The sequence below is a fragment of the Hydrogenophaga defluvii genome (assembly GCF_042665235.1).
Classification (GTDB): Bacteria; Pseudomonadota; Gammaproteobacteria; order Burkholderiales; family Burkholderiaceae_C; genus Hydrogenophaga; species Hydrogenophaga defluvii_A.
The window spans coordinates 1-21,747 of the sequence record NZ_JBHTBZ010000017.1 but is presented as its reverse complement, the minus strand read 5'-3'; the positions used below and the strand labels follow the sequence as shown (position 1 = coordinate 21,747).

Genomic DNA, 21,747 nt, shown 5'->3' with positions numbered 1-21,747 from the left:
TCACTCCAGCCCTTCTTCCACCAGTTCGGCCGCGCGCAGCAGGGCGCGAGCCTTGTGTTCGGTTTCCCTCCACTCCATCTCAGGCACCGAGTCGGCCACCACACCGGCCGCCGCCTGCACGTAAAGCATCTGGTCCTTGACGATACCGGTGCGGATGGCGATGGCCACGTCCATGTCGCCGGCGTAGCTCAGGTAGCCGCAAGCGCCGCCATAGAGGCCGCGCTTGCTGGGCTCCAGCTGGTCGATCAGCTCCATCGCATGCACCTTGGGCGCGCCAGTCAGCGTGCCGGCCGGGAAGGTGGCCTTGAGCACGTCCATGCTGGTCATGCCTTCGTTCAAGATGCCTTCCACGTTGCTCACCAGGTGCATCACGTGGCTGTAACGCTCCACCGCAAAGGCCTCGGTCACTTTGACGCTGCCAATCTGCGCGATGCGGCCGATGTCGTTGCGCGCGAGGTCGATCAGCATCACGTGTTCGGCGCGCTCCTTGGGGTCGTTCACCAGCTCCACCTCGGTGGCCTTGTCCAGGTCGGGCGTGGCGCCGCGCGGTCGGGTGCCGGCCAGCGGGCGGATGGTCACTTTTTGCCCCTCGGGCGTGTTTTCCTGCCGCACCAGGATTTCGGGCGAAGCCCCCACCACATGGAAGTCACCAAAGTGGTAGTAGTACATGTAAGGCGAGGGGTTGAGCGAGCGCAGCGCGCGGTACAGGCTCAACGGGCTTTCGGTGTAGCGCTTCTTGAGGCGCTGACCCACCTGCACCTGCATGAAGTCGCCGGCCGCGATCAGCTCCTTGGAGCGGTCCACCGCCTTCAGGTAATCGGCCTTGGCAAATTCGCGCTCGACGGCGTAACCCTGGGTGGCCTTGACCACCGGTGCGGCCACCGAGTACTTGAGCGCCTCTTTCAGTTCACGCAAGCGCTTCTTGGCGTTGGCGTAGGCCTCGGGCTGGGCTGGGTCGGCGTAAACGATGAGGTAGAGCTTGCCCGAGAGGTTGTCGATGACGGCCAGTTCCTCACACTGCAACAGCAGGATGTCGGGGCAGCCCAGGGTGTCGGGTGGGCAGCTGCCTTCGAGCTTTTTCTCGATGTAGCGCACGGCGTCATAGCCGAAGTAGCCTGCCAGGCCACCGCAGAAACGCGGCAGGCCGGGTCGCAGCGCCACCTTGAAACGCTTCTGGTAGGCGGCGATGAAGTCCAGCGGGTTGCCTTGGTTCGTTTCCACCACCTGCCCGTCACGCACCACCTCGGTTTTGGCGGCGGCACCAAAACCGGTGGCACGCAGCAGCGTGCGCGCCGGCAGGCCGATGAAGCTGTAGCGGCCAAAACGCTCGCCGCCCACCACGGATTCGAGCAGGAAGCTGTGCTTGCCACCGTCCTTGGAAAAGGCCAGCTTGAGGTAGAGCGAGAGCGGGGTTTCGAGGTCCGCAAAGGCCTCGGCCATCAGCGGGATGCGGTTGTAGCCTTGTTGCGCCAGGCTCTTGAATTCGAGTTCGGTGATCACGGGATGAGCCTCCTGCAGCTCAGGCCCTGCGTGGCAGGGCGTTCATTCGGTGCTTTGCACCCAGGGCGGGTGCGCGGGTGGCGCGGGCAGCATCACGGGGCCGCGCCGGAAACATACGCAGACTTTATGGCTTGCGCCAAGGCCAAGCTCCCCGGCTCCCTTGCGGAGCCCGGCAGGCGGTGGCGGTGCTGCGTTGAATGAACATAAGCACAAGTGTAGCAAAGCGCAATGCCCCTCATCTTTGACACTTGAAGCGTCTCAGGCTACAGTCCCACCCATGTTCACGGGCCACACCATCGCCACCAGCCACAGCTTGCACAAGCTGGGCTGCGGCACGCCCGTGCCCGCCACACTCCAGACCGGTGACGTGCTCATCTGCCCACAGGCCGCAGATTCCTGAGCCCGGCGACACCCCTCCTCCCTTTTTCGCGCAACTCCTGTCGCCGGGCACATCGCCCAGCGTGACCGTGGCCGCTCGTCAACGAGTGGCCCACTGGAGTACTCATGTCAAACATTGCCCCCGGTGAGCTGTGGCTCACCAAGCTCGACCACGGCCGCCTCTTCAAACTCAACGGCGGTCATCCCCCCGACGCGCTCACCGATCTGCTCGATTCGGCCGACCTGATCGAATCGGCCCACGTGCGCGCGGACGTCGTCACCTTGTACTCCCAGGTGCTGGTGACGCAGGACGACGGTGAGCAGCACAAGCTGACCCTGTGTTATCCCGACGATGCAGAGCCGCACGCGGGCTTCATTTCGGTGCTGTCTCCCGTGGGCCTGGCCCTGCTGGGCCGGCGCGTGGGGGCGCAGGTGAGCTGGACCATGCCTTCGGGCAAACAGCGGCTGCTGACCATCGACGCGATGCTGTTCCAGCCGGAGGCGAGTGGCGACCACACGACGTAGCCCACGCCGCCCCTTACGCCACCTTTAGGCCGCCCCTTCGCCCGCCTTTCCCCTTCTTCAAACCGCAGGCCGCCGGTCCGGGTCGATCCGACCGGGCGCAGCGGCCTGCCGCCGGAGCTGTGATGAACACCAACACCGTGGCGAACTTCGCCCACTTTTTTGCCGCCGTCCAAGGGCGCACACCCCGCCGGGAGTGGCCTCCACCCGCAGCGCATGGCGGCGCTGTTGCCGTGGGGAGCCGCCAGCCATGAGCGCCGTCCTGCTCGCCCTCACCCCCCTCGATGCGCACAGCCCCCGCCATCTGGAAAAAGCCGCCGCGCTGGCCCGGGCCACCGGCATGCAACTGCGCCTGGCCTACTGCGGCACCGGCCACAACGTGTTCGACTCGCCATTGGCCCGGCTGGAGCAGCGTGCACGCCACCTCCGGCGCCAGTTTGGTCTGGTGGTGGACACCATCGAGGAGGCCATGGTCTCGCTGGAGGTGCTGCGGTTTCATGCCAACCGGTGCGCTCTGCTGTGCCTGGCCGCCGAGCCCCCTGGCCCCGTGCCGCCTGACACCCACTGGCTCGTGCGCGCCTTGCGCCTGCACACCGTGCCGGTGCTCGTCATGCGCACACACACCCCTGCCGACTATCACAAAGTGCTGGTGCCGGTGTCGCTGCGCGCCGACTCCGCCCACCTGCTGCGCTGGGCCATGGCGCTGGCGGTTCGGGCGCACATCGACGTGTTCCATGTCGCCGACCTGCCGGACGTGGCCAGCCGCGCACGCGACGACGCCGACCCGATCGTGATGGAACACTTTCTGCGCAAAGCCTGTGTCGATGTGCACCAGCGCATGGCGCAGCTCGCACGCGGGCTGAGCCAACCACAAGGCGCATTGCAGTACGCCATGGCACACGGCCCCGTGCGCGAGCGAATTCTGGCGCAGCAAACCCACCACGGGCACGGGCTGGTGGTGGTGGGCAGTGGCCCGCGTCCCTGCTGGGCCTGGCCCATGTGGCGCCACCCACTGGGCATGTCGCTGGCCAACGACATGCCGGTGGACGTGCTCATCGTGCCCAAAGCGCCGCCGCGCAGCGCCTGGATGCCGGTCCGAGGCTGGAGGTCCGCCACATGACGCAGCTGACCCGAAAAGACATCACGCGCGATTTCATCCGCAGCAAACGCCCCTGCACCGACGGCTACCGCTGGTACCTCAAGCGCCAGGAAACACTCAGCGACTACCAGGCCTTGCTGGACGACCTGGTGGCGGCCGGCCGGCTCGACGACGCCAACTGGCTGCTCGACCAGCTCGGCCCCACCGACGACGTGCTGCACCTGGACGAACTCGATGCCCCCGCCCTGGTGTTCGCCGGTAGCGTGGAGTGCCGTGGTTCGATGGAGGTGGACGGGGTGCTGCGCACCGGGCGCTCGCTCAGTGTGGGCGGCGGCGTGCGCGCAGGCAGCCTGAAGGCGGGCGAAGACCTGCGTGTGAGCGGCGCACTGCAATGCGCCGGCCCGCTGCACGTGGCGTCCGACATGCGCATTGGCTGGTCCCTGCAGGTGGCTCAAGCACTGCGTTGCGGCGGCAGCCTGCGGGTGGGTTGGGACGTGGACATCCAGGGCGACGTGCGCGTGGAAGGCCGCATCCACGCAGGCCATGGCGTGGTGGTGGGCGGCCAGCTGGCCTGCCAAGGCGGCATACGCACCGGCGACGACCTGAGCGTGACCGGCGCCATCGAGGTGGCACAAGGGGTGGAAAGCGCTGGCTCGGTTCGCACACAAAGCCACTTGCAATGTGGCACGGGCGTGGTCGCCACCCAGGACATCGAGGCCGGTGGCGCCATCCGCGTGGGTGAGTCGCTGCAAGCCGGCGGCCGCATCGCGGCCGGGCCGGACTATGCCGTGTTTGCCGGCCTGGCCAGCCCCATGGACAGCTGGGACAGCTGCGGCTGGGTGCGCGCCCAAGAGAAACCTGCGCGCCTGCTCAGCGGCTGGTGGGCGGAGGTTTGAGCGGTCATGCAGCGCCGTTTGCGGGGAAGCGGTTCTTGAACAAGGCCGCCACCAAGTCGGACTGCGTGACCATGCCCACCACCCGGTCCTGCCCGTCCACCACCGGCATGTGGTGCAGGCCACCGTCCGAAAAGCCAGGCACCAGATCGGCCACGGACTGGTGTGGCCGCGCGGTGATGACGTGCCGCGACATGATCTCGTGCACGCGGCGCGCCGTGCTGAGCAGCGGAGGACGCGGCGGAACCGGGGCGCTCTGACCGATGAAAAAATCGTGCAGCGACACGATGCCCACCAGGCGCCCGTTGGCTTCGGTCACCGGCAGCGCCTTGACCTTATGGCTGGCCAGGCGGCGCCAGGCTTCATCGACACTGTCGTCGGACCCGATGCGCACCACGTCGCGCGACATGATGTGCTCGCACAAAACACCCGCCCAGTGCCGCCGCTGGGCGTGGAGCTGGGCGCGCACCATGATCTCCTCCAGATCGTCGCGGTCGATGTCCAGCACCTCGCCAAACGAGGCCAGAGCTGCGTCCAGGTCGGTGGGCTGAACGCCCGTGCGGTGGGTGGGCAGGGGGTCACTGGTGCGGTGGGGCGCGGGCGCCGCATGGTGCGGGTAGCGGCGGCCAGCGAGGTGGTGGAACAACAGGGCCAGCAGCACCATACACGCCGAATTGACGAGCACCGGCCCAAAGGCAAAGCCCAGGCCCAGCCGGTGCACCTCAGCACCACCCAGCACCGCCGTGAGCGCCACCGCACCCCCCGGCGGGTGCAGGCAACGCAACACCGCCATGGCACCCACCGCCACCGCGCCCGCCAATGCCGCCACCGGCCCGCTGTCGCCCAGCCAGCGGTAAGCCAGCAGGCCGATCAGCGCCGACACCAGGTTGCCCCCCAGCGCCGCCCACGGTTGGGCCAGTGGGCTGGCGGGCAACATGAACAGCAACACGGCCGAAGCGCCCATGGGGGCGATGAACCACAGGTGGCTGCCACCCAGCCAGTGCCGGCCCAGCCACTCGGTGCCCAGCAAACCCAGGCCCACGCCCAGGCCGCCCAGCCACAGCTCGCGCCGCCCGGCCGCCAGCGGCACGGGCCACAACGCCCGCAGCCAGACCGCGAGCGGGTGTTGGTCGGCGCGCACTCAGCGCAGGGCGGCCGCCGGGCCGAAGAACTCGTAACGCGTCTGCGCCTCGGGCACGCCCAGGGCCAGCAGGCTGCGCCTGACCAGAGCCATGAAAGGCTTGGGGCCGAGGAAATAGGCGTCCACGTCGCGGTTGGCAGGCAGCCACTGGGCCAGGCGCGCCTGGTCCAGCAAACCCACGGCGTCGGCGCCTTCGTCGGCCTGGTCGTAGCAATAAAAGCGCTGGAGTTGCGGGTGGCGCGCCGCCAGGGCGTCGATGGTGTCGCGGAAGGCGTGCACGGCGCGGTTGCGCGCGCAGTGGATGAAGTGCACCGTGCGCCCGCTTTGCAGCGCCTCGCTGAGCATGGCCAGGGTGGGGGTGATGCCCACACCGCCGCTGATCAGCACCAGCGGCTTGTCGCCCGGCTGCAGGGTGAAGGCACCGGCCGGGGGGAAGACCTCCAGCGTGTCGCCCTCGCGCACCTCGTCGTGCAAGAAACGCGACACCACACCTTCGGCTTCGCGCTTGACGCTGATGCGCAACTCCTGCCCGTTGGGCAGGGCCGACAGCGAGTAGTTGCGGCGCTGCTCCTGCCCAGCAATCACCAAACGCAGCCCAATGTACTGCCCCGGCTGGTGGGCCATCACCGGCTGGCCGTCCACCGGACGCAGGTAGAAGGAGCTGATCTCGCTGCTCTCGGCCACCTTGCGCGCCACGCGGAAGGCGCGCGCGCCGCGCCAACCGCCGGTTTGCGCGGCGTTGGCGCGGTAGGCCTGCTCCTCGGCGCCAATCAGGATGTCGGCCAACTGCTGGTAGGCCGCGCCCCAGGCGGCGATCACCTCGTCGGTGGCGATCGCGACGCCCAGCACCTCGCGGATGGCGCGCAACAGGCAGGCACCCACAATGGGGTAGTGCTCGGGCAACACCTGCAGCGACACGTGTTTGTTGATGATCTGGGCCGGCAAATCGCCCAGGGCTTCCAGGCGGTCGATGTGTTTGGCGTACATGAGCACGCTGTGGGCCAGGGCGCGCGGCTGGTCGCCGCTGGCTTGGTGGGCCTGGTTGAACAGCGGCCGCACCTCGGGGTATTCGCCCAGCATGATGCGGTAGAAATGGGTGGTCAGCGCCTCGCCGCCGGTTTCAAGCAGAGGCACGGTGGCCTTGACGATGGCACGCTGGGATTCGGTGAGCACAAAACGTCCTTCAGAAAGTGGAACAAGAGAGGCACGCTCCGTTGCAACCCTTGTGCCATCTGGGACCACTATAAAAATCAAGGACTTGCCAACGATAATGTCGATTTGACACACATCAAACCGAAGTCATAAAGACTTCGTTGCAGGTCACAATGACTACATCCGAATGGCTGCGCACACTGGTGCCCCTGGTGGCCGACCTGCCGCAGGACATCCCCGAAGCCGAACGCTACCGCCGACTGCTGCACACCCTGCGCACCCTGTTTCCGTGCGATGCGGTGGCCCTGCTCCGCTTGGAGGGTGACAGCCTGTTGCCCCTGGCCACCGACGGCCTGAGCCGCGACACCCTGGGGCGGCGCTTCAAGGTGGCCGAACACCCACGTTTGAAAGCCTTGCTCGACGCGCCCGGGCCACGGCGGTTTGCCCCCGACAGCCCCTTGCCCGACCCCTACGACGGCCTGGTCGACGGTCTTCACGGGCACCTGCATGTGCACGACTGCATGGGCTGTGCATTGCAGGTGGAGGGCAAGGCGTGGGGGGTGCTGACACTGGACTCCCTGCGCCCGGGCAGCTTCAGCGACGCCCACCTTGACGTGCTACAGGCCTTTGGCAGCCTGGCCTCCGCCACCGTGGGCGCGGCCATGCGCATCAACCGCCTGGCCCAGTTGGCACAAAGCGAGCACCTGCGCGCGGAGTCCTACCGGCGCGCCGCCGGCCAGCCCGAACGGCCCCTGCTGGGGCACAGCCCCGCGTTCAAACGCTTGCTCAAGGACATCGATTTGGTGGGCGCCAGCGACCTCACGGTGCTGGTCACGGGCGAAACGGGCGTGGGCAAAGAGCTGGTGGCGCAGGCTTTGCACGCGCGCTCGCCGCGCGCCGACCGCCCCCTGGTCAGCCTCAACTGCGCGGCCCTGCCCGAGACCCTGGTGGAGAGCGAACTGTTCGGCCACGTGCGCGGCGCCTTCACCGGTGCGGTGAACGACCGCCGGGGCAAGTTTGAACTGGCGGACGGCGGCACCCTGTTCCTGGACGAGGTGGGCGAGTTGCCCCTGGCCGTGCAGGCCAAACTGCTGCGTGTGCTGCAAAGTGGCCAATTGCAGCGCCTGGGCTCCGACCGCGAGCACCATGTGGACGTGCGCCTGATCGTGGCCACCAACCGCGACCTGGCCGCCGAGGTGCGCGCCGGGCGTCTGCGCGCCGATATCTACCACCGCCTGAGCGTCTACCCGCTGCCCGTCCCCGCCTTGCGCGAACGCGGGCGCGACGTGCTGTTGCTCAGCGGCCATTTTTTGGAAGACAACCGCTCCCGCCTGGGCCTGGGCGGGCTGCGGCTGGACGCGGCGGCCCAGGCCGCCCTGCTGGCCTACGACTGGCCGGGCAACGTGCGCGAGCTGGAGCACCTGATCGGACGCAGCGTGCTCAAGGCGCTGGGCCGGCAACAACCTCGCCCCCGCATCCTCACCCTCACAGACTTGGACCTGGGGCTGCCCCAGGCCCAGCCAGCCCCCATCGCGCGGCCAGCGCCCCTGCCCAGCGCGCCATCGGCAATGGGCCTGCGCCAGCGGGTGGAAGCGGTCGAACGCCAGCTGGTGCAAGACACCCTGGAACGGCACGCCCACAACTGGGCCAGCGCCGCCCGCGAACTGCAGGTCGACCGAGCCAACCTGGTCCGCCTGGCCAAACGGCTGGGCCTGCACCACCCCAAATAGCGGCGCGCACTATCATGGCGGGTTGCCCAGAACGCGCCCGCCCCGTGAACGCCCCGCTCCACACCACCGCCTCCGACACCCCCCTCAGCCCAGCCGATGAGGGCACCTACCTGCGCAAAGCCTTGGCGCAAACGCACATCAGCGTGCGCGGCGCGCGCACCCACAACCTCAAGAACGTGGATCTGGACATCCCACGCAACCAGCTGGTGGTCATCACCGGGCTGTCGGGCTCGGGCAAGTCCAGCCTGGCCTTCGACACGCTGTACGCCGAGGGCCAGCGGCGTTATGTGGAAAGCCTGTCGGCCTACGCGCGCCAGTTTTTGCAGCTGATGGACAAACCCGACGTGGACCTGATCGAAGGCCTGTCGCCGGCCATCAGCATCGAGCAGAAAGCCACCAGCCACAACCCGCGCTCCACCGTGGGCACGGTGACCGAAATCCACGACTACCTGCGCTTGCTGTTCGCCCGCGCCGGCACGCCCCACTGCCCCACCCACGACCTGCCGTTGCAGGCCCAGACCGTGAGCCAGATGGTGGACGCCGCGCTGGCCCTGCCCGAGGACACCAAGCTCATGGTGCTGGCCCCCATCGCCCGCGAGCGCAAGGGCGAGTTCACCGAGGTGTTTGCCGATCTGCAGGCCCAAGGCTATGTGCGCTTCCGACTCAATGGCGAGACGGTGTCGTTTGAAGACCTGCCCGCGCTCAAAAAGACCGAAAAACACGACATCGACGTCGTGATCGACCGCCTCAAGGTGCGGCCCGACATGCAGCAACGCCTGGCCGAAAGTTTTGAGGCCGCGCTGCGCCTGGCCGACGGCAAGGCCATTGCCATGGAAATGGACACGGGCAAAGAGCACCTGTTCAGCGCCCGGTTTTCGTGCCCGCTGTGCAGCTACGCGCTGGGCGAGTTGGAGCCGCGCCTGTTTTCCTTCAACTCGCCCCAAGGCGCCTGCCCAGCCTGCGACGGCCTGGGCCACACCGAGGTGTTCGACGCCGAGCGGGTGGTGGCCTTCCCCACGCTGAGCCTGGCCAGTGGCGCCATCAAGGGCTGGGACCGGCGCAACGCCTACTACTTCGCGATGATCGAAAGCCTGGGCGCGCACTACGGCTTCGACCCCGACACGCCCTTCGAGCAATTGCCCGCGGCGGTGCGCCAGGCGGTGCTGTACGGCTCGGGCGACGAAGCCATCAAGTTCAGCTACATGATGGAATCCGGCCAGTCGGCAGGCAAGAAGGTCAGCAAAAAGCACCCCTTCGAAGGCATTGTGCGCAACTTCGAGCGCCGCTGGCGCGAGACCGATTCCAGCGCGGTGCGCGAGGAACTGGGCCGCTACCGCAGCACCCAGCATTGCCCCGAATGCGACGGCACCCGGCTGCGGCGCGAGGCGCGCCATGTGTTTGTGGGCGAGGGCGAGCAACGCCGCCCCATCTACGCCATCGGCCGCGTGACGCTGGGCGAGGCCCTGACCTACTTCAACACCCTCACTCTCAGTGGCAGCAAAGCCGACATCGCCGACAAGGTGGTGCGCGAGATTGGCCTGCGCCTGAAATTCCTCAACGACGTCGGCCTGAACTACCTGAGCCTGGAGCGCAGCGCCGAGACGCTGTCGGGCGGCGAGGCCCAGCGCATTCGCCTGGCCAGCCAGATCGGCAGCGGCCTGACCGGCGTGATGTACGTGCTGGACGAACCCAGCATCGGCCTGCACCAGCGCGACAACGACCGCCTCATCGGCACGCTGCAACACCTGCGCGACATCGGCAACAGCGTGCTGGTGGTGGAACACGACGAGGACATGATCCGCGCCGCCGACCACGTGATCGACATGGGTCCGGGCGCCGGCGCACACGGCGGCCGGGTGATGGCCGAGGGCAGCTTTGCCCAGGTGATGGCTGCGCCGGAATCGCTGACCGGCCAGTACCTGTCGGGCGCGCGTTGTATTGCGGTGCCTGCCTCGCGCCATGCCGCCAAGGACGATTGGCTGACCGTGGTCAACGCCACGGGCCACAGCCTCAAGGGCGTGACGGCGCGTTTCCCGGTCGGCCTGTTCACCTGCGTCACCGGCGTGTCCGGCTCGGGCAAGTCCACCCTGGTCAACGACACCCTGCACAAGGCCGTGGCGCGTCACCTGTACCGCGCACACGACGAACCGGCGCCCCACGACGAAATCGACGGCCTGCAGCATTTCGACAAGGTCATCAACGTCGACCAAAGCCCCATTGGCCGCACGCCGCGCAGCAACCCGGCCACCTACACCGGCCTGTTCACCGGCATCCGCGAGCTGATGGCCGAGGTGCCGACCGCACGCGAGCGCGGTTACGGCCCAGGCCGCTTCAGCTTCAACGTCTCGGGTGGGCGCTGCGAGGCTTGCCAGGGCGATGGCGTGGTCAAGGTGGAGATGCACTTCCTGCCCGACGTGTACGTGCCCTGCGAGGTCTGCCACGGCCAGCGCTACAACCGCGAGACGCTGGAAGTGCTCTACAAAGGCAAGAACATTGCCCAGATCCTGGACCTGACGGTGGAGCAGGCCTTCGTCTTCTTCAGCGCCGTGCCCACGCTGGCGCGCAAGCTGCAGACCCTGCTGGACGTGGGCCTGAGCTACATACGCCTGGGGCAAAGCGCCACCACGCTCTCGGGCGGCGAGGCCCAGCGCGTGAAGCTGGCGCAGGAGCTGAGCAAACGCGACACCGGCCGCACGCTCTACATCCTGGACGAACCCACCACCGGCCTGCACTTCGCCGACATCGAGCTGCTGCTCAAGGTGCTGCACCAGTTGCGCGATGCGGGCAACACCATCGTCGTCATCGAGCACAACCTGGACGTCATCAAGACAGCCGACTGGCTGATCGACATGGGGCCGGAAGGCGGCGACGGCGGCGGCACGGTGGTGGGCTTTGGCACGCCCGAAGAACTGGCCAGCAACCCGGCCAGCCACACCGGGCGTTACCTCAAACGGCTGCTCACCTGATCAGCGCGTCAGGTCTTCGACGGCATCGATCACCATGCTGGTGCCGACAGCGATCAGCAGGATGTCGGCGGCCACGCGCACGTACTTGTGCCCCGCCGGCGGCAGGCCGATGCGCACCGAAATCTCGTTGGGCACGGGGTAGTACACCACGTCGCGCGGCAGCGGTTGGCCCACGCGCCACTTCTTGGCCTGGCCCGGCGGCAGGCAGCCGTTGCCCTTCTTGGCCAAGCCCGGCGGGCACTTGCCAGCGCGGAACTGCGGCGCGTAGTAGTCGTGCAAGGCCTGCCGCTGGGGTGAGCCGAAATAGGCGCCGATCTGGACACCGCCGACATTGCCGCTGATGGCCACCGACGATCCTGAGCCCTGCCGCACCACGGGCGCTCGCTCGTGGTCACGCTCGCGGGGGCGCTCCCGATCGCCGCGTTCGTTCTGGTGTTTGTCGGGTTTGCCGTGGCCTTTGCCATTGCCCTGCCCGGCCCAGTCGGGTTTTTCGGCCAGCGCCGGGCCGGCCAAACACATCGCGGACACACAAGCCAGCGTCACAGACAGGATCGATTTCATGGTTTTCTCCAAAACACCGCGGCATCGTAACGGGGCCGTTTGATGCCCGCGTGAAACGCTGTAAGCGAATGCAAGGCGCTCAGCAGCAGCGGTAGGCCACGCCCAGGTTGGCGCCCCAGGTGCTGGCGCGAGACACCAGCGGGCTGCGCCGGGCATCACCCACCAGGCTGGACAGCCCCACACCGCCAAACACCACCCAGCGTGCGCTCAAGGGGTGGCTCACGTCCAGGCCCAGTCGCCACTGGTGCCAGCCGCCACGGGGCTCGTAGGGGGCACGGCCTGCAGCCATGGCTGCGGCCGGCGTGATGCCGTAGAAGGTCTGCAGGTGCTCGTCGTTGCCCGCCACGGCCGACAAAGATGCCTCCCACAGCGTGCCCGACTCGGTCGGGTGGCGGTATTTGATGGACGGCGTGAGCGTGCCGGCGCGGTCGCGGTTGCGCAGGTCGTGCGAGGCGGCCAGCGCGACCGACCAGTGGTCGCTGAGGGCGTAGCGCGCCGTCACCCGGCCTCGCAGGGTGCGCTGCACCTCGGGCAGGCCGGCCAGGTAGGCGTCGTCACCCGAACGCCGGCCGCCATCGATCTGCAGCGAAGCGCTGAGGCGGAAGCGGCTTTGATCGACCAGCACCGTGCTGACGCCGGGGTCAATGCCATCGCGCCCCAGCCGCCACAGGGCACTGGCGCGGGTGGTGGTGATGCGCCAGTTGCGCCACTGCACCGACCACAAAGGCCGCAAGCTGGCACCCCGCCCGGGCTCGCCCACGTGGTTGCCCGAGGTGCTGAGCATGCTGCCCAGCAGGTAGTCGCCCGCCCCCGGGTCTCCCGGCTCGGCGCCCTCGGTCGATTCAAGGCGCACCGCACCGGCCTGTCCGGCCCACAGCAACAGGCAAGGCAGCAGAACCAAGGCGGCGCGCGGTGTTTTCATATCAATTCGACTTGGCGACCAGCTCGAAATGTTCCACCGTCGGCGGGCCGGCAAAGAAGGGGCCGACGATGGCACGCCATTGGGTGAAGGCCTCGGACTGGCGGAAATCCACCGTGTGGTTCTCCAGCGTGGTCCAGTAAATCATCAGCACGTAACGCTCGGGCGACTCCAGGCTGTGGTTGACCTTGAAACCCTGGAAGCCCTTGGCATGGGCAATCACCGTGGCCACACCGCGCTGGATGGCTTCTTCGAAAGCGGCCTGCTGGCCAGGCTGAATGCGGATGTCGGCGAGTTCAAGAATCATGGGATGCCCGTCTTCAGAGTGATGTGGTGATCCTATGGTAACGGGCACACCACGTGCATGGGTGTTGTCACCTCGCTCCCGCACAATACGCCCATGTCCCACGCTCCCACCATCCGTCCCGCCTTTGTGGCGCCCGTGTCCTACACCGACCCAGCGGCCGCACTCGCCCAGGTGCAGCACCTGTACGACCAGGCCATCGCCCACCTGCGCAGCTCGCTGGCCGCCTTTGTGGCCGGCACCTGGCCCGACGGCCAGCGCGTGCGCGCCTGCTACCCCTTTGTGCGCCTGCAGACGCACACCGCGCTGCGCCAGGACGGCGCCGACAAACACCTGTCCTACGGCTTTGTCAGCGGCGCGGGCGATTTTGAAACCACGCTGACCCGTCCGGACCTGTTTGCACACTACTACCTCGAACAGTTCCGTCTGCTGCTGCAAAACCACGGCGGTGAACTGCAGGTCGGCGTGGGCAACCAACCCATTCCGGTGCACTTTTCGTTTGCCGAACATGACCACGTGGAGGGCGAGATGACGGCGCAGCGCCGCGCGCTCATGCGCGAGGTCTTCGACCTGCCCGACCTGACCGTGATGGACGACGGCATCGCCAACGGCACCCACCAGACGCCGCCCGGCCAGCCCGAGCCGCTGTCGCTGTTCACCGCGCCGCGCGTGGACTACTCGCTGCAACGCCTGCGCCACTACAGCGGCACCGCGCCCGAGCACTTCCAGAACTTCGTGTTGTTCACCAACTACCAGTTCTACATCGACGAGTTCATCAAGCTCGGCCATGCCGAGATGGCCCAGCCGGACAGCGACTACATCGCCTTTGTTGAACCGGGCAATGTGGTCACCCGCCGCGTGGGCCTGCCGACCGAACCCATGGACGCGTTCGGCAAGGCACCGCCCCGACTGCCCCAGATGCCGGGCTACCACCTGATCCGCCGCGACCACTCCGGCATCACCATGGTCAACATTGGTGTGGGCCCCAGCAACGCCAAAACCATCACCGACCACATCGCCGTGTTGCGCCCCCACGCCTGGCTGATGCTGGGCCACTGCGCCGGCCTGCGCAACAGCCAGCAGCTGGGCGACTATGTGCTGGCCCACGCCTACGTGCGCGAGGACCACGTGCTCGATGAAGAACTGCCGCTGTGGGTGCCCATCCCCGCGCTGGCCGAGATCCAGGTGGCGCTGGAAAGCGCGGTGGCCGACGTCACCGGCCTGCAAAGCGCCGACCTCAAGCGCATCATGCGCACCGGCACCGTGGCCAGCACCGACAACCGCAACTGGGAGTTGCTGCCCGACAACACGCCACAGCGGCGCTTCAGCCAAAGCCGCGCCGTGGCGCTGGACATGGAAAGCGCCACCATCGCCGCCAACGGCTTCCGCTTCCGCGTGCCCTACGGCACCTTGCTGTGTGTGAGCGACAAACCCCTGCACGGCGAAATCAAGCTGCCCGGCATGGCCAACCACTTCTACCGTGAGCGGGTGGATCAACACCTGCGCATCGGCATACGTGCGGTGGAACGTTTGCGCGCCGGCGGCGTGGACGCCCTGCACAGCCGCAAGCTGCGCAGCTTTGCGGAGGTGGCGTTCCAGTAAATCCCCTCAGAGGTGCAAGCTAGGATGCAAGGATGAGGACAAGCGCTGAACAACTGCGAGACTGGCTGAACGAGCCGGAAGGTGTGCGGCTGGAGTTCAAAGAAGCCAAACAGCGGTACGACTTTGACAGGCTGGTGCAGTACTGTGTGGCGCTGGCCAATGAGGGTGGCGGCAAAATTGTGCTCGGCGTCTCAGACCTTCGACCGCGCAACATCGTCGGTACCGCTGCATTTGAAGAACCTGGACGCACAGAAGCGGGCTTGCACAAGCGGCTGCTGCACCGCATTCCCGTGGAGGAATTGCGACTTCCCGAAGGCCGTGTGCTGGTGGTTCATGTACCGAGTCGCCTGCCGGGTACGGCTTGGCAAATCGATGGCCGCTACCTCAAACGGGCAGGCGACGATCTGACTGCTTTGGGCGATGCCGAACTCAGGGGCATCTTTGGGGAAATCGGCCCTGATTTTTCAGCCGAAACGTGCCCAGGGGCGGGTCTGGTTGACTTGTCAGAAACCGCAATCGCGGTTTTCAGAACCCGCTGGGCACGCAAAACCCAGGACGAACGCAAGCAGCTGTGGACCGTTGCTGAAACCCTGACCAATGCCGAGCTGCTGGTGGATGGTCAGCTCACTTACGCCGCCTTGATTTTGTTTGGCACACGTCAGGCACTGGGACGATGGCTGGCCCAGGCCGAGTTGGTTTTCGAATACAGGTCTTCAGACGCATCTGGACCTGCCGGCGACCGGTTGGAATTCCGCGAGGGTTTTTTCGTCTGGCAGGACACTTTGTGGAACAGGATCAATTTGCGCAACGAGCGACAGAGCTACCAGGACGGCCTGTTTCGCATGGATTTGCTGACGTTTGACGAGATTCCGGTCCGTGAGGCCTTGCTCAATGCGGTCGCCCATCGCGACTACCGGCTGGGAGGCTCGGTGTTCGTCCGGCAATTCCCACAGCGTCTGGAAGTGGTCAGTCCGGGCGGATTTCCCCCAGGTATCACACCTGCCAACGTGCTGGATCAGCAAAATCCCCGGAACCGTCGCCTGGCTGAAGCCCTGGCCAAGTGCGGACTGATCGAGCGCTCTGGCCAAGGCATGAATCTGATGTTTGAGACTGCGGTGCGGCAAGGCAAAGCGCTACCCAGCTTTGCAGGCACGGCCGCACACGAAGTTCGCCTGACCCTGGATGGCAAAGTCAACAGCCCCGCGTTTGTGCGATTCATGGAACGCATTGGTGAGCAAACGCTGCGGTCATTTTCGACCAGTGACTTTCTGGCACTGGACCTGCTGCACCGCGATCAAGTGCTGAATGACGATTTGAAAAGCCGCTTACCCGGTTTGGTGAAGGTCGGGGTGGTCGAAGTCATGGGGCGCGGCAAGGGTGCTCGCTACATGCTCTCGCAAGCCCTTTATGCGGCGCTGGGCGCCAAGGGAACACACACACGCAAGAAGGGCCTGGACCACGAAACCAACAAAGCGCTGCTGCTCAAGCATTTGGCAACCCAAGGTGCCGAGGGCTCGCCCCTTGCCGAATTGCGGCAAGTGTTGCCCGATTTGCCGGCCAGCGCGGTGCAGTCCCTGATGCAGGAGTTGCGGGAAGATGGTGCCGTGTGGCTGGACGGGCTGCGCCGTTGGGCCAAATGGAAACTGATAGCGCACCAAGTCTATAAAGTCGATGATCTTTAGGCATAGAAACACCCCCTTAGAACAAAAAATCAATGCAAAACAACAGCTTATAAAACAAATTTAATGCCACCTACAGAATATGACTTCGCTTTAAGAATGGCCTGTCGCTGCGGCGTGGACGCCCTGCACAGCCGCAAGCTGCGCAGCTTTGCGGAGGTGGCGTTCCAGTAAGCCGCGCCCCATGGCTCAGATCAACGTCTTCACCGTCCTCGTCCTCACCGCGTTCAACCTGTTCACGGTGTCGCTGGCGCTGCCTTTGCTGATGGGGCGGCAAGTGAGCCGCGCCGGGCGCCTGGCGCAATGGAGTCTGCTGAGCCAGATGGCGGGCTGGGTGTGCATCATCGCCTCGGGTTTTTGGGTCGGGCATTGGCTGGACTGGGCGCTGTCCACCGCCACCATGGTGTTCGCCTCGCTGGCCCCCTGGCTGCTGTTTGGCGCGCTGGAGCAATGGCTGGGCCCGCGCCCCGGCAAACACCTGCTGCTGGCGCTGGTGCTGTTGATGCCGCTGGGCTACGCCCTGCTGTTCCCGCACTACAGCCCCCGCGTGGGCTGGGCCAACTTCCTGCTGGCGGCGCAGTTGCTGGTGGTGGCCCGGGCCGCGCTGTGGCCGGTGCGCCCCGCCCGCCGCCACTGGCGCTGGCTGCTGGCCGGCTGCCACGCACTCATCGCGGGGTTCACCTTCGCTCGCGGTGTGATGGGCGCGTTCTTTCCCGAGCTGTACCCCAGCTTCGAGGCACCCCACCCGGTCAACCTGGGCGCTCAGGTGGCAGCCAACGTGGTGCTGGTGCTGATCACCGTGGCCATCCTGGTGGCCTGGCGCGACGAAGCCGAAGCGCAGTTGCGCACCCTTGCCCGCACCGATGGCCTGACGGGTGTGCTCAACCACCGCGCCTGGCACGAGCAGGCCGCCGCCGCCTTGGCCCATGCGCGCCGCCACGGCCAGCCGCTCACCGTCATGCTGGTCGATCTCGACCACTTCAAAAAAATCAACGACCGCCACGGTCACGACGTGGGCGACCGGGCGTTGAGGTTGTTTGCGCAGGCGATGCGCGAAGAGGTGCGCGAAAGCGACCTGGCTGGCCGCCTGGGTGGCGAGGAGTTTGCCGTGCTGCTGCGCGACACGCCGCTCAACGCCGTCCACACCCTGGACCAGCGGCTGCGCAACCGCGTTCTGCCCGAGGCCTTGCCCTCTCTGGGTTTTGGCCTGCCCTTCTCGGCCGGCGCCACCGAGTTGCAGGCCGGCGATGGGGAGATCGACACCTTGCTGAACCGGGCCGATCAGGCCATGTACACGGCCAAGGCAAACGGCCGGGCACAGCTGGTGCTGGGCTGAGCGGCAGCGTGTGTCAGGCCAAGCGTGGCTTGACCTTGCCGGCCGCCAGCTTGGCGTTGGCGCGTGCGGTGTCGGTGTCGGCGGCACGGGCCAGGGCCACGCCCATGCGGCGTTTGACGAAGCTCTCGGGCTTGCCGAACAGGCGCAGGTCGGTGCCGGGCACGCGCAGCGCCTCGTCCACACCGTCGAAGGCGATGCCGGTGGCGTCCACGCCGCCGTAGATCACCGCGCTGGCGCCCGGGTTGCGCAAAGACGTGTCGACCGGCAGGCCCAGGATGGCGCGGGCATGCAACTCGAACTCGCTCTGGTGCTGGGTGCACAGGGTCACCAGGCCGGTGTCGTGGGGGCGCGGGCTCACTTCGCTGAACCACACCTGGTCGCCTTTGACGAACAACTCCACGCCAAACAGGCCCTGGCCGCCGAGGTTGTCGGTCACGGCCTTGGCGATCTGGCGCGACTTGTCGATAGCGGCGGTTGACATGGCCATGGGCTGCCAGCTTTCCACATAGTCACCACTCACTTGCACGTGACCGATGGGCTCGCAGAACTGGGTGTCGATCTGGCCGTCGGCACCCACCGCGCGCACGGTGAGTTGCGTGATTTCGTAGTCGAAGTCGATGAAACCTTCCACGATCACGCGGCCGTGGCTCACGCGGCCGCCGGCCATGGCGTAGTCCCAAGCTTTTTTCACGTCTGCCGGGCCGTCGATCTTGCTCTGCCCCTTGCCGCTGGAACTCATCACCGGCTTGACGATGCAGGGGTAGCCGATGCCCCCATCGATCGCGGCCTGCAGCTCCTGCAAGGAGTCGCAGAACTTGTAGGGGCTGGTGGGCAGGCCCAGGGTTTCGGCGGCCAAGACACGGATGCCCTCGCGGTCCATGGTCAGGCGGGCGGCGCGGGCGGTGGGGATCACGCGCACGGTGCCGGCGGCCTCCAATTCTTCGAGCATGGGCGTGGCGATGGCTTCAATCTCAGGCACCACCAGGTGCGGGCGCTCGGCCTCGATCAGGGCCTTGAGCTGCGCCGGGTCGCTCATGGTGATGGTGCGCGCATGGTGGGCCACCTGCTGTCCGGGCGCGTTCTCGTAGCGGTCCACCGCGATGGTTTCCACGCCCAGGCGCTGCAGGGCGATCAAGACCTCTTTGCCCAGCTCGCCCGAGCCGAGCAACATGACCTTGGTGGCCGAAGGAGACAGGGGGGTGCCGAGAGTCGTCATGGGGTTGCCTCAAAAAAATCAGGAAGGGGAGTGGGCCATGGCTTCACCCAGGCGCACGGGACGGGCGGCGGCCCAATCGGCTTGGAAGGCCACGGTGCCACGCGGAAACAGCAGCACCACGGTGGAGCCCAGCAGGAAGCGGCCCATTTCGTCGCCGCGTTTCAGGTCCACCGGCACGTCGTCGTAGCGCCATTCGCGCACCGTGCCCGGGCGCGGCGGGTTGACCACGCCGTGCCACACGGTGGCCATGCTGCCCACAATGGTGGCACCCACCAGCACCAGCACCATGGGGCCGTGGGGGGTGTCAAATTCGCACACCACACGCTCGTTGCGGGCGAACAAGCCGGGCACACCACGCGCCGTGGCCGGGTTGACCGAGAACAGCTCGCCCGGCACGTGGACCATGCGGCGCAAGCGGCCATCGCAGGGCATGTGGATGCGGTGGTAGTCGCGCGGGCTGAGGTAGATGGTCGCGAAATGCCCGCCTTCGTAGCGAGCGGCCATCTCGGCGTCGCCACCCACCAGGGCGCGTGTGGTGTAGTGGTGGCCCTTGGCCTGGAAGATGCGGTCACCGTCGATGGCACCGAGCTGGCTGATGGCGCCGTCCACCGGGCACACCCACGGCGTTTCGGCCAGCGGGCGGGCGCCGTCTTTCAGCGCACGGGTGAAGAACTCGTTGAAGCTGGGGTAGGCCGTGATATCGGGCTGCGCGGCTTCAAGCATGTTGACCTGGTACTTGCGCACAAAGCGCCGGATGATGGCGTGGGTGAGGCCACCCCAGCGCCCGCCGGCCACCCAGCCGGCAAACCGCGTGAGCGCGCCCTTGGGCAACAGGTATTGGGGCCACACGGCCAGGCGGTCGGACAAAGGGAACTCCTTGTGGGGGCAACCAGCGATTTTAGTGAGTGCCACAATGCCACTCATGAGCCCGCTTTTGCATATTCAGCACTTGACGAAACGCTACGGCGACAACACCGTGGTCAAAGACCTGTCTTTCGACATCGCGCCCGGCGAATGCCTGGGCGTGATCGGCCCCAACGGCGCCGGCAAGACCACCACCATCCGCATGGCCCTGGGCCAGACCGTGCCTGACGAAGGTTCGGTGCAGGTGATGGGCATGGACATGCCACAGGACGCCCGCGCCATCAAGGCGCGCCTGGGCGTGGTCAGCCAGTTCGACACGCTGGACCCGGACTTCAGCTGCGCCGAGAACATCCTCGTTTATGGCCGCTACTTCGGCATGCGCGATGCGGCCATCCGCGAGCGCATACCGAAGCTGCTGGAGTTCGCCGCCCTCACCCACAAGGCCAACGCCAAGCCCGGTGAATTGTCGGGTGGCATGAAGCGGCGCCTGTCGCTGGCGCGTGCTTTGGTCAACGACCCCGAGTTGCTGCTGCTCGACGAGCCCACCACGGGTCTGGACCCCCAAGCCCGCCACCTGATGTGGGAGCGCCTGCAAATGCTGTTGCAGCAGGGCAAAAGCATTTTGTTGACCACCCACTTCATGGACGAGGCCGAGCGCCTGTGCAGCCGCCTGCTGGTGATCGACCACGGCCGCAAAATCGCCGAGGGTCGCCCGCGCGAGCTGATCGCCCAGCACCTGGAGCCCGACGTGGTGGAGGTGTACGGCGTGGGCGCGCTCTCACTGCATGCCGCGCCTGAACACGCGGCGTTGCGTGCGCTGGCCGCGCGGGTGGAGGTCAGCGGCGAAACCGTGTTTTTCTACACGGCCGATGCCAAACAACTGCTCAGTGCGCTGAACGAGGTGCCCGGCCTGCGCACCCTGCACCGCCCGGCCAACCTCGAAGATCTTTTTCTCAAACTCACCGGCCGCCAGATCAGGGAAGAAGGCTGAACATGACCCACACCACACCATCATTCTGGCGCCCGCCCACCCTGTCCCTGCGCTGGTGGCCGGTCTTCCTGCGCAACCTGCTGGTCTGGCGCAAGCTGGCCATCCCCAGCCTGGTCGGCAACATCGCCGAACCGCTGATGTGGCTGGTGGCCTTTGGCTACGGCATGGGCGCGCTGGTCGGGCAAGTCAACCACGGCGGGCAGCAGGTGCCCTACATCCTGTTCCTGGCCAGCGGCAGCATCTGCATGAGCGCCATGAACGCCGCCACCTTTGAGGCGTTGTATTCCGCCTTCTCGCGCATGCACGTGCAGAAAACCTGGGACGGCATCATGAACGCGCCGGTGGACCTGGACGACGTGCTGCTGGCCGAGATGTTGTGGGCCGCGTTCAAGGCGCTGTTCACCGTCACCGCCATCCTGGGTGTGATGCTGGGCCTGGGCATCAGCCACAGCCCCAAACTGTTGCTGGCCTGGCCCATCCTGCTGTGCACAGGCATCACCTTCAGCTGCATCGCGCTCATCTTCAACGCGCTGGCCAAGGGCTACGATTTCTTCACCTACTACTTCACGCTGTTTCTCACGCCCATGATGTTTCTGAGCGGCGTGTTTTTCCCGCGCGAGCAACTGCCCGACTGGGTGCGCGTGTTTTCCGACGTGCTGCCGCTGACCCATGCGGTGGCGCTGGTGCGCCCGCTGTTCATGGACCGTTGGCCCGAGCAGGCCGGCTGGCACCTGTTGGTACTGCTGGCCTACACGGTGATCGGCTTCTGGGTCGCGCTGGCCCTCACTCGCAAACGCTTCGCGCGTTGATCAGCCCCGCTCCACCACAAAGCTGACCACGGTGGCGCAGGAGCCGCCGATGTTCAAGGTCTGCAGCCGCCGCGCGCCCTCGATC

At 66.6% G+C, this 21,747-nt stretch carries 19 protein-coding genes; 11 read left to right on the top strand and 8 right to left on the bottom strand.

Features of this window, described 5'->3' with window-relative positions; all coding sequences use genetic code 11:
* Positions 1-1,500, bottom strand: a complete 1,500-nt coding sequence (trpE, locus tag ACFQU0_RS08170; RefSeq protein ID WP_382199686.1) for an anthranilate synthase component I — start codon at positions 1,498-1,500, stop codon at positions 1-3.
* A 277-nt stretch (positions 1,501-1,777) separates the two neighbouring features.
* Between trpE and ACFQU0_RS08165 the strand changes: the two genes are divergently transcribed.
* The 4 genes from ACFQU0_RS08165 (at position 1,778) to ACFQU0_RS08150 (ending at position 4,395) form a co-directional block, all read left to right on the top strand.
* Positions 1,778-1,900: a hypothetical protein gene (locus ACFQU0_RS08165; protein ID WP_382199685.1), complete on the top strand. Its 123-nt coding sequence runs from the start codon at positions 1,778-1,780 to the stop codon at positions 1,898-1,900.
* Between the two features lie 104 nt (positions 1,901-2,004).
* Positions 2,005-2,403 (top strand): GreA/GreB family elongation factor, encoded by a 399-nt coding sequence (locus ACFQU0_RS08160; RefSeq protein ID WP_382199684.1) that lies wholly within the window; start codon positions 2,005-2,007, stop codon positions 2,401-2,403.
* Positions 2,404-2,650: 247 nt separating this feature from the next.
* Positions 2,651-3,520, top strand: coding sequence for a universal stress protein (locus ACFQU0_RS08155; protein WP_382199683.1), 870 nt, complete (start codon positions 2,651-2,653; stop codon positions 3,518-3,520).
* A complete protein-coding gene (locus ACFQU0_RS08150; RefSeq protein ID WP_382199682.1) occupies positions 3,517-4,395 on the top strand; it encodes a hypothetical protein in 879 nt (292 codons plus the stop codon). Before ACFQU0_RS08155 ends, ACFQU0_RS08150 begins: the two co-directional genes overlap by 4 nt.
* Positions 4,396-4,399: 4 nt before the next feature.
* Here the strand turns inward: ACFQU0_RS08150 and ACFQU0_RS08145 are convergent, their stop codons facing one another.
* Together ACFQU0_RS08145 and hmpA are read right to left on the bottom strand one after the other, a co-directional pair.
* A complete protein-coding gene (locus ACFQU0_RS08145) occupies positions 4,400-5,533 on the bottom strand; it encodes an HPP family protein (protein WP_382199681.1) in 1,134 nt (377 codons plus the stop codon).
* On the bottom strand, positions 5,534-6,706 hold the full coding sequence (hmpA, locus tag ACFQU0_RS08140; protein WP_382199680.1) for an NO-inducible flavohemoprotein: 1,173 nt from the start codon (positions 6,704-6,706) through the stop codon (positions 5,534-5,536). It abuts the gene before it with no gap.
* Positions 6,707-6,858: 152 nt separating this feature from the next.
* Here hmpA and norR point away from each other — a divergent pair, with 152 nt between their 5' ends.
* Both norR and uvrA read left to right on the top strand, forming a co-directional pair.
* The gene (gene norR / locus ACFQU0_RS08135) at positions 6,859-8,415 is read left to right on the top strand and encodes a nitric oxide reductase transcriptional regulator NorR (protein WP_382199679.1); all 1,557 of its coding nucleotides are present in this window, start codon (positions 6,859-6,861) and stop codon (positions 8,413-8,415) included.
* Between the two features lie 14 nt (positions 8,416-8,429).
* Entirely contained in the window at positions 8,430-11,381 is a 2,952-nt protein-coding gene (gene uvrA, locus ACFQU0_RS08130) for an excinuclease ABC subunit UvrA (protein ID WP_382199678.1), read from the top strand.
* Here the strand turns inward: uvrA and ACFQU0_RS08125 are convergent, their stop codons facing one another.
* From ACFQU0_RS08125 to ACFQU0_RS08115, 3 genes are all read right to left on the bottom strand, one after another.
* Entirely contained in the window at positions 11,382-11,942 is a 561-nt protein-coding gene (locus ACFQU0_RS08125) for a hypothetical protein (protein ID WP_382199677.1), read from the bottom strand.
* Between the two features lie 79 nt (positions 11,943-12,021).
* The gene (locus ACFQU0_RS08120; protein ID WP_382199676.1) at positions 12,022-12,864 is read right to left on the bottom strand and encodes a MipA/OmpV family protein; all 843 of its coding nucleotides are present in this window, start codon (positions 12,862-12,864) and stop codon (positions 12,022-12,024) included.
* Between the two features lies 1 nt (position 12,865).
* Positions 12,866-13,168, bottom strand: a complete 303-nt coding sequence (locus tag ACFQU0_RS08115) for an antibiotic biosynthesis monooxygenase family protein (RefSeq protein ID WP_382199675.1) — start codon at positions 13,166-13,168, stop codon at positions 12,866-12,868.
* A gap of 93 nt (positions 13,169-13,261) precedes the next feature.
* Between ACFQU0_RS08115 and ACFQU0_RS08110 the strand changes: the two genes are divergently transcribed.
* The 3 genes from ACFQU0_RS08110 to ACFQU0_RS08100 all read left to right on the top strand — a co-directional run bounded on the left by ACFQU0_RS08110 (position 13,262) and on the right by ACFQU0_RS08100 (position 17,782).
* On the top strand, positions 13,262-14,767 hold the full coding sequence (locus tag ACFQU0_RS08110; protein WP_382199674.1) for an AMP nucleosidase: 1,506 nt from the start codon (positions 13,262-13,264) through the stop codon (positions 14,765-14,767).
* 32 nt (positions 14,768-14,799) lie between these two features.
* Positions 14,800-16,449, top strand: a complete 1,650-nt coding sequence (locus ACFQU0_RS08105) for an ATP-binding protein (RefSeq protein WP_382199673.1) — start codon at positions 14,800-14,802, stop codon at positions 16,447-16,449.
* Between the two features lie 181 nt (positions 16,450-16,630).
* Positions 16,631-17,782, top strand: coding sequence for a GGDEF domain-containing protein (locus tag ACFQU0_RS08100; RefSeq protein ID WP_382199672.1), 1,152 nt, complete (start codon positions 16,631-16,633; stop codon positions 17,780-17,782).
* 13 nt (positions 17,783-17,795) lie between these two features.
* Here ACFQU0_RS08100 and purT read toward each other — a convergent pair whose 3' ends face one another.
* Entirely contained in the window at positions 17,796-18,998 is a 1,203-nt protein-coding gene (purT, locus tag ACFQU0_RS08095; protein WP_382199671.1) for a formate-dependent phosphoribosylglycinamide formyltransferase, read from the bottom strand.
* An 18-nt stretch (positions 18,999-19,016) separates the two neighbouring features.
* Positions 19,017-19,865, bottom strand: a complete 849-nt coding sequence (gene asd / locus ACFQU0_RS08090) for an archaetidylserine decarboxylase (RefSeq protein WP_382199670.1) — start codon at positions 19,863-19,865, stop codon at positions 19,017-19,019.
* A 46-nt stretch (positions 19,866-19,911) separates the two neighbouring features.
* On the opposite strand from asd, the gene ACFQU0_RS08085 reads away from it, so the two are divergent.
* Together ACFQU0_RS08085 and ACFQU0_RS08080 are read left to right on the top strand one after the other, a co-directional pair.
* The gene (locus ACFQU0_RS08085) at positions 19,912-20,853 is read left to right on the top strand and encodes an ATP-binding cassette domain-containing protein (RefSeq protein WP_382199669.1); all 942 of its coding nucleotides are present in this window, start codon (positions 19,912-19,914) and stop codon (positions 20,851-20,853) included.
* Positions 20,854-20,855: 2 nt separating this feature from the next.
* Positions 20,856-21,662: an ABC transporter permease gene (locus ACFQU0_RS08080; RefSeq protein ID WP_382199668.1), complete on the top strand. Its 807-nt coding sequence runs from the start codon at positions 20,856-20,858 to the stop codon at positions 21,660-21,662.
* Positions 21,663-21,747 lie beyond the last annotated feature (85 nt).

What these genes read in the sequence shown, in the direction of transcription:
- ACFQU0_RS08165 (WP_382199685.1), top strand. Translation starts at nt 1,778, where the DNA reads ATGTTCACGGGCCACACCATCGCCACCAGCCACAGCTTGCACAAGCTG.
- ACFQU0_RS08160 (WP_382199684.1), top strand. Translation starts at nt 2,005, where the DNA reads ATGTCAAACATTGCCCCCGGTGAGCTGTGGCTCACCAAGCTCGACCAC.
- ACFQU0_RS08155 (WP_382199683.1), top strand. Translation starts at nt 2,651, where the DNA reads ATGAGCGCCGTCCTGCTCGCCCTCACCCCCCTCGATGCGCACAGCCCC.
- ACFQU0_RS08150 (WP_382199682.1), top strand. Translation starts at nt 3,517, where the DNA reads ATGACGCAGCTGACCCGAAAAGACATCACGCGCGATTTCATCCGCAGC.
- norR (WP_382199679.1), top strand. Translation starts at nt 6,859, where the DNA reads ATGACTACATCCGAATGGCTGCGCACACTGGTGCCCCTGGTGGCCGAC.
- uvrA (WP_382199678.1), top strand. Translation starts at nt 8,430, where the DNA reads ATGGCGGGTTGCCCAGAACGCGCCCGCCCCGTGAACGCCCCGCTCCAC.
- ACFQU0_RS08125 (WP_382199677.1), bottom strand. Translation starts at nt 11,942, where the DNA reads ATGAAATCGATCCTGTCTGTGACGCTGGCTTGTGTGTCCGCGATGTGT.
- ACFQU0_RS08120 (WP_382199676.1), bottom strand. Translation starts at nt 12,864, where the DNA reads ATGAAAACACCGCGCGCCGCCTTGGTTCTGCTGCCTTGCCTGTTGCTG.
- ACFQU0_RS08115 (WP_382199675.1), bottom strand. Translation starts at nt 13,168, where the DNA reads ATGATTCTTGAACTCGCCGACATCCGCATTCAGCCTGGCCAGCAGGCC.
- ACFQU0_RS08110 (WP_382199674.1), top strand. Translation starts at nt 13,262, where the DNA reads ATGTCCCACGCTCCCACCATCCGTCCCGCCTTTGTGGCGCCCGTGTCC.
- ACFQU0_RS08105 (WP_382199673.1), top strand. Translation starts at nt 14,800, where the DNA reads ATGAGGACAAGCGCTGAACAACTGCGAGACTGGCTGAACGAGCCGGAA.
- ACFQU0_RS08100 (WP_382199672.1), top strand. Translation starts at nt 16,631, where the DNA reads ATGGCTCAGATCAACGTCTTCACCGTCCTCGTCCTCACCGCGTTCAAC.
- purT (WP_382199671.1), bottom strand. Translation starts at nt 18,998, where the DNA reads ATGACGACTCTCGGCACCCCCCTGTCTCCTTCGGCCACCAAGGTCATG.
- ACFQU0_RS08085 (WP_382199669.1), top strand. Translation starts at nt 19,912, where the DNA reads ATGCCACTCATGAGCCCGCTTTTGCATATTCAGCACTTGACGAAACGC.
- ACFQU0_RS08080 (WP_382199668.1), top strand. Translation starts at nt 20,856, where the DNA reads ATGACCCACACCACACCATCATTCTGGCGCCCGCCCACCCTGTCCCTG.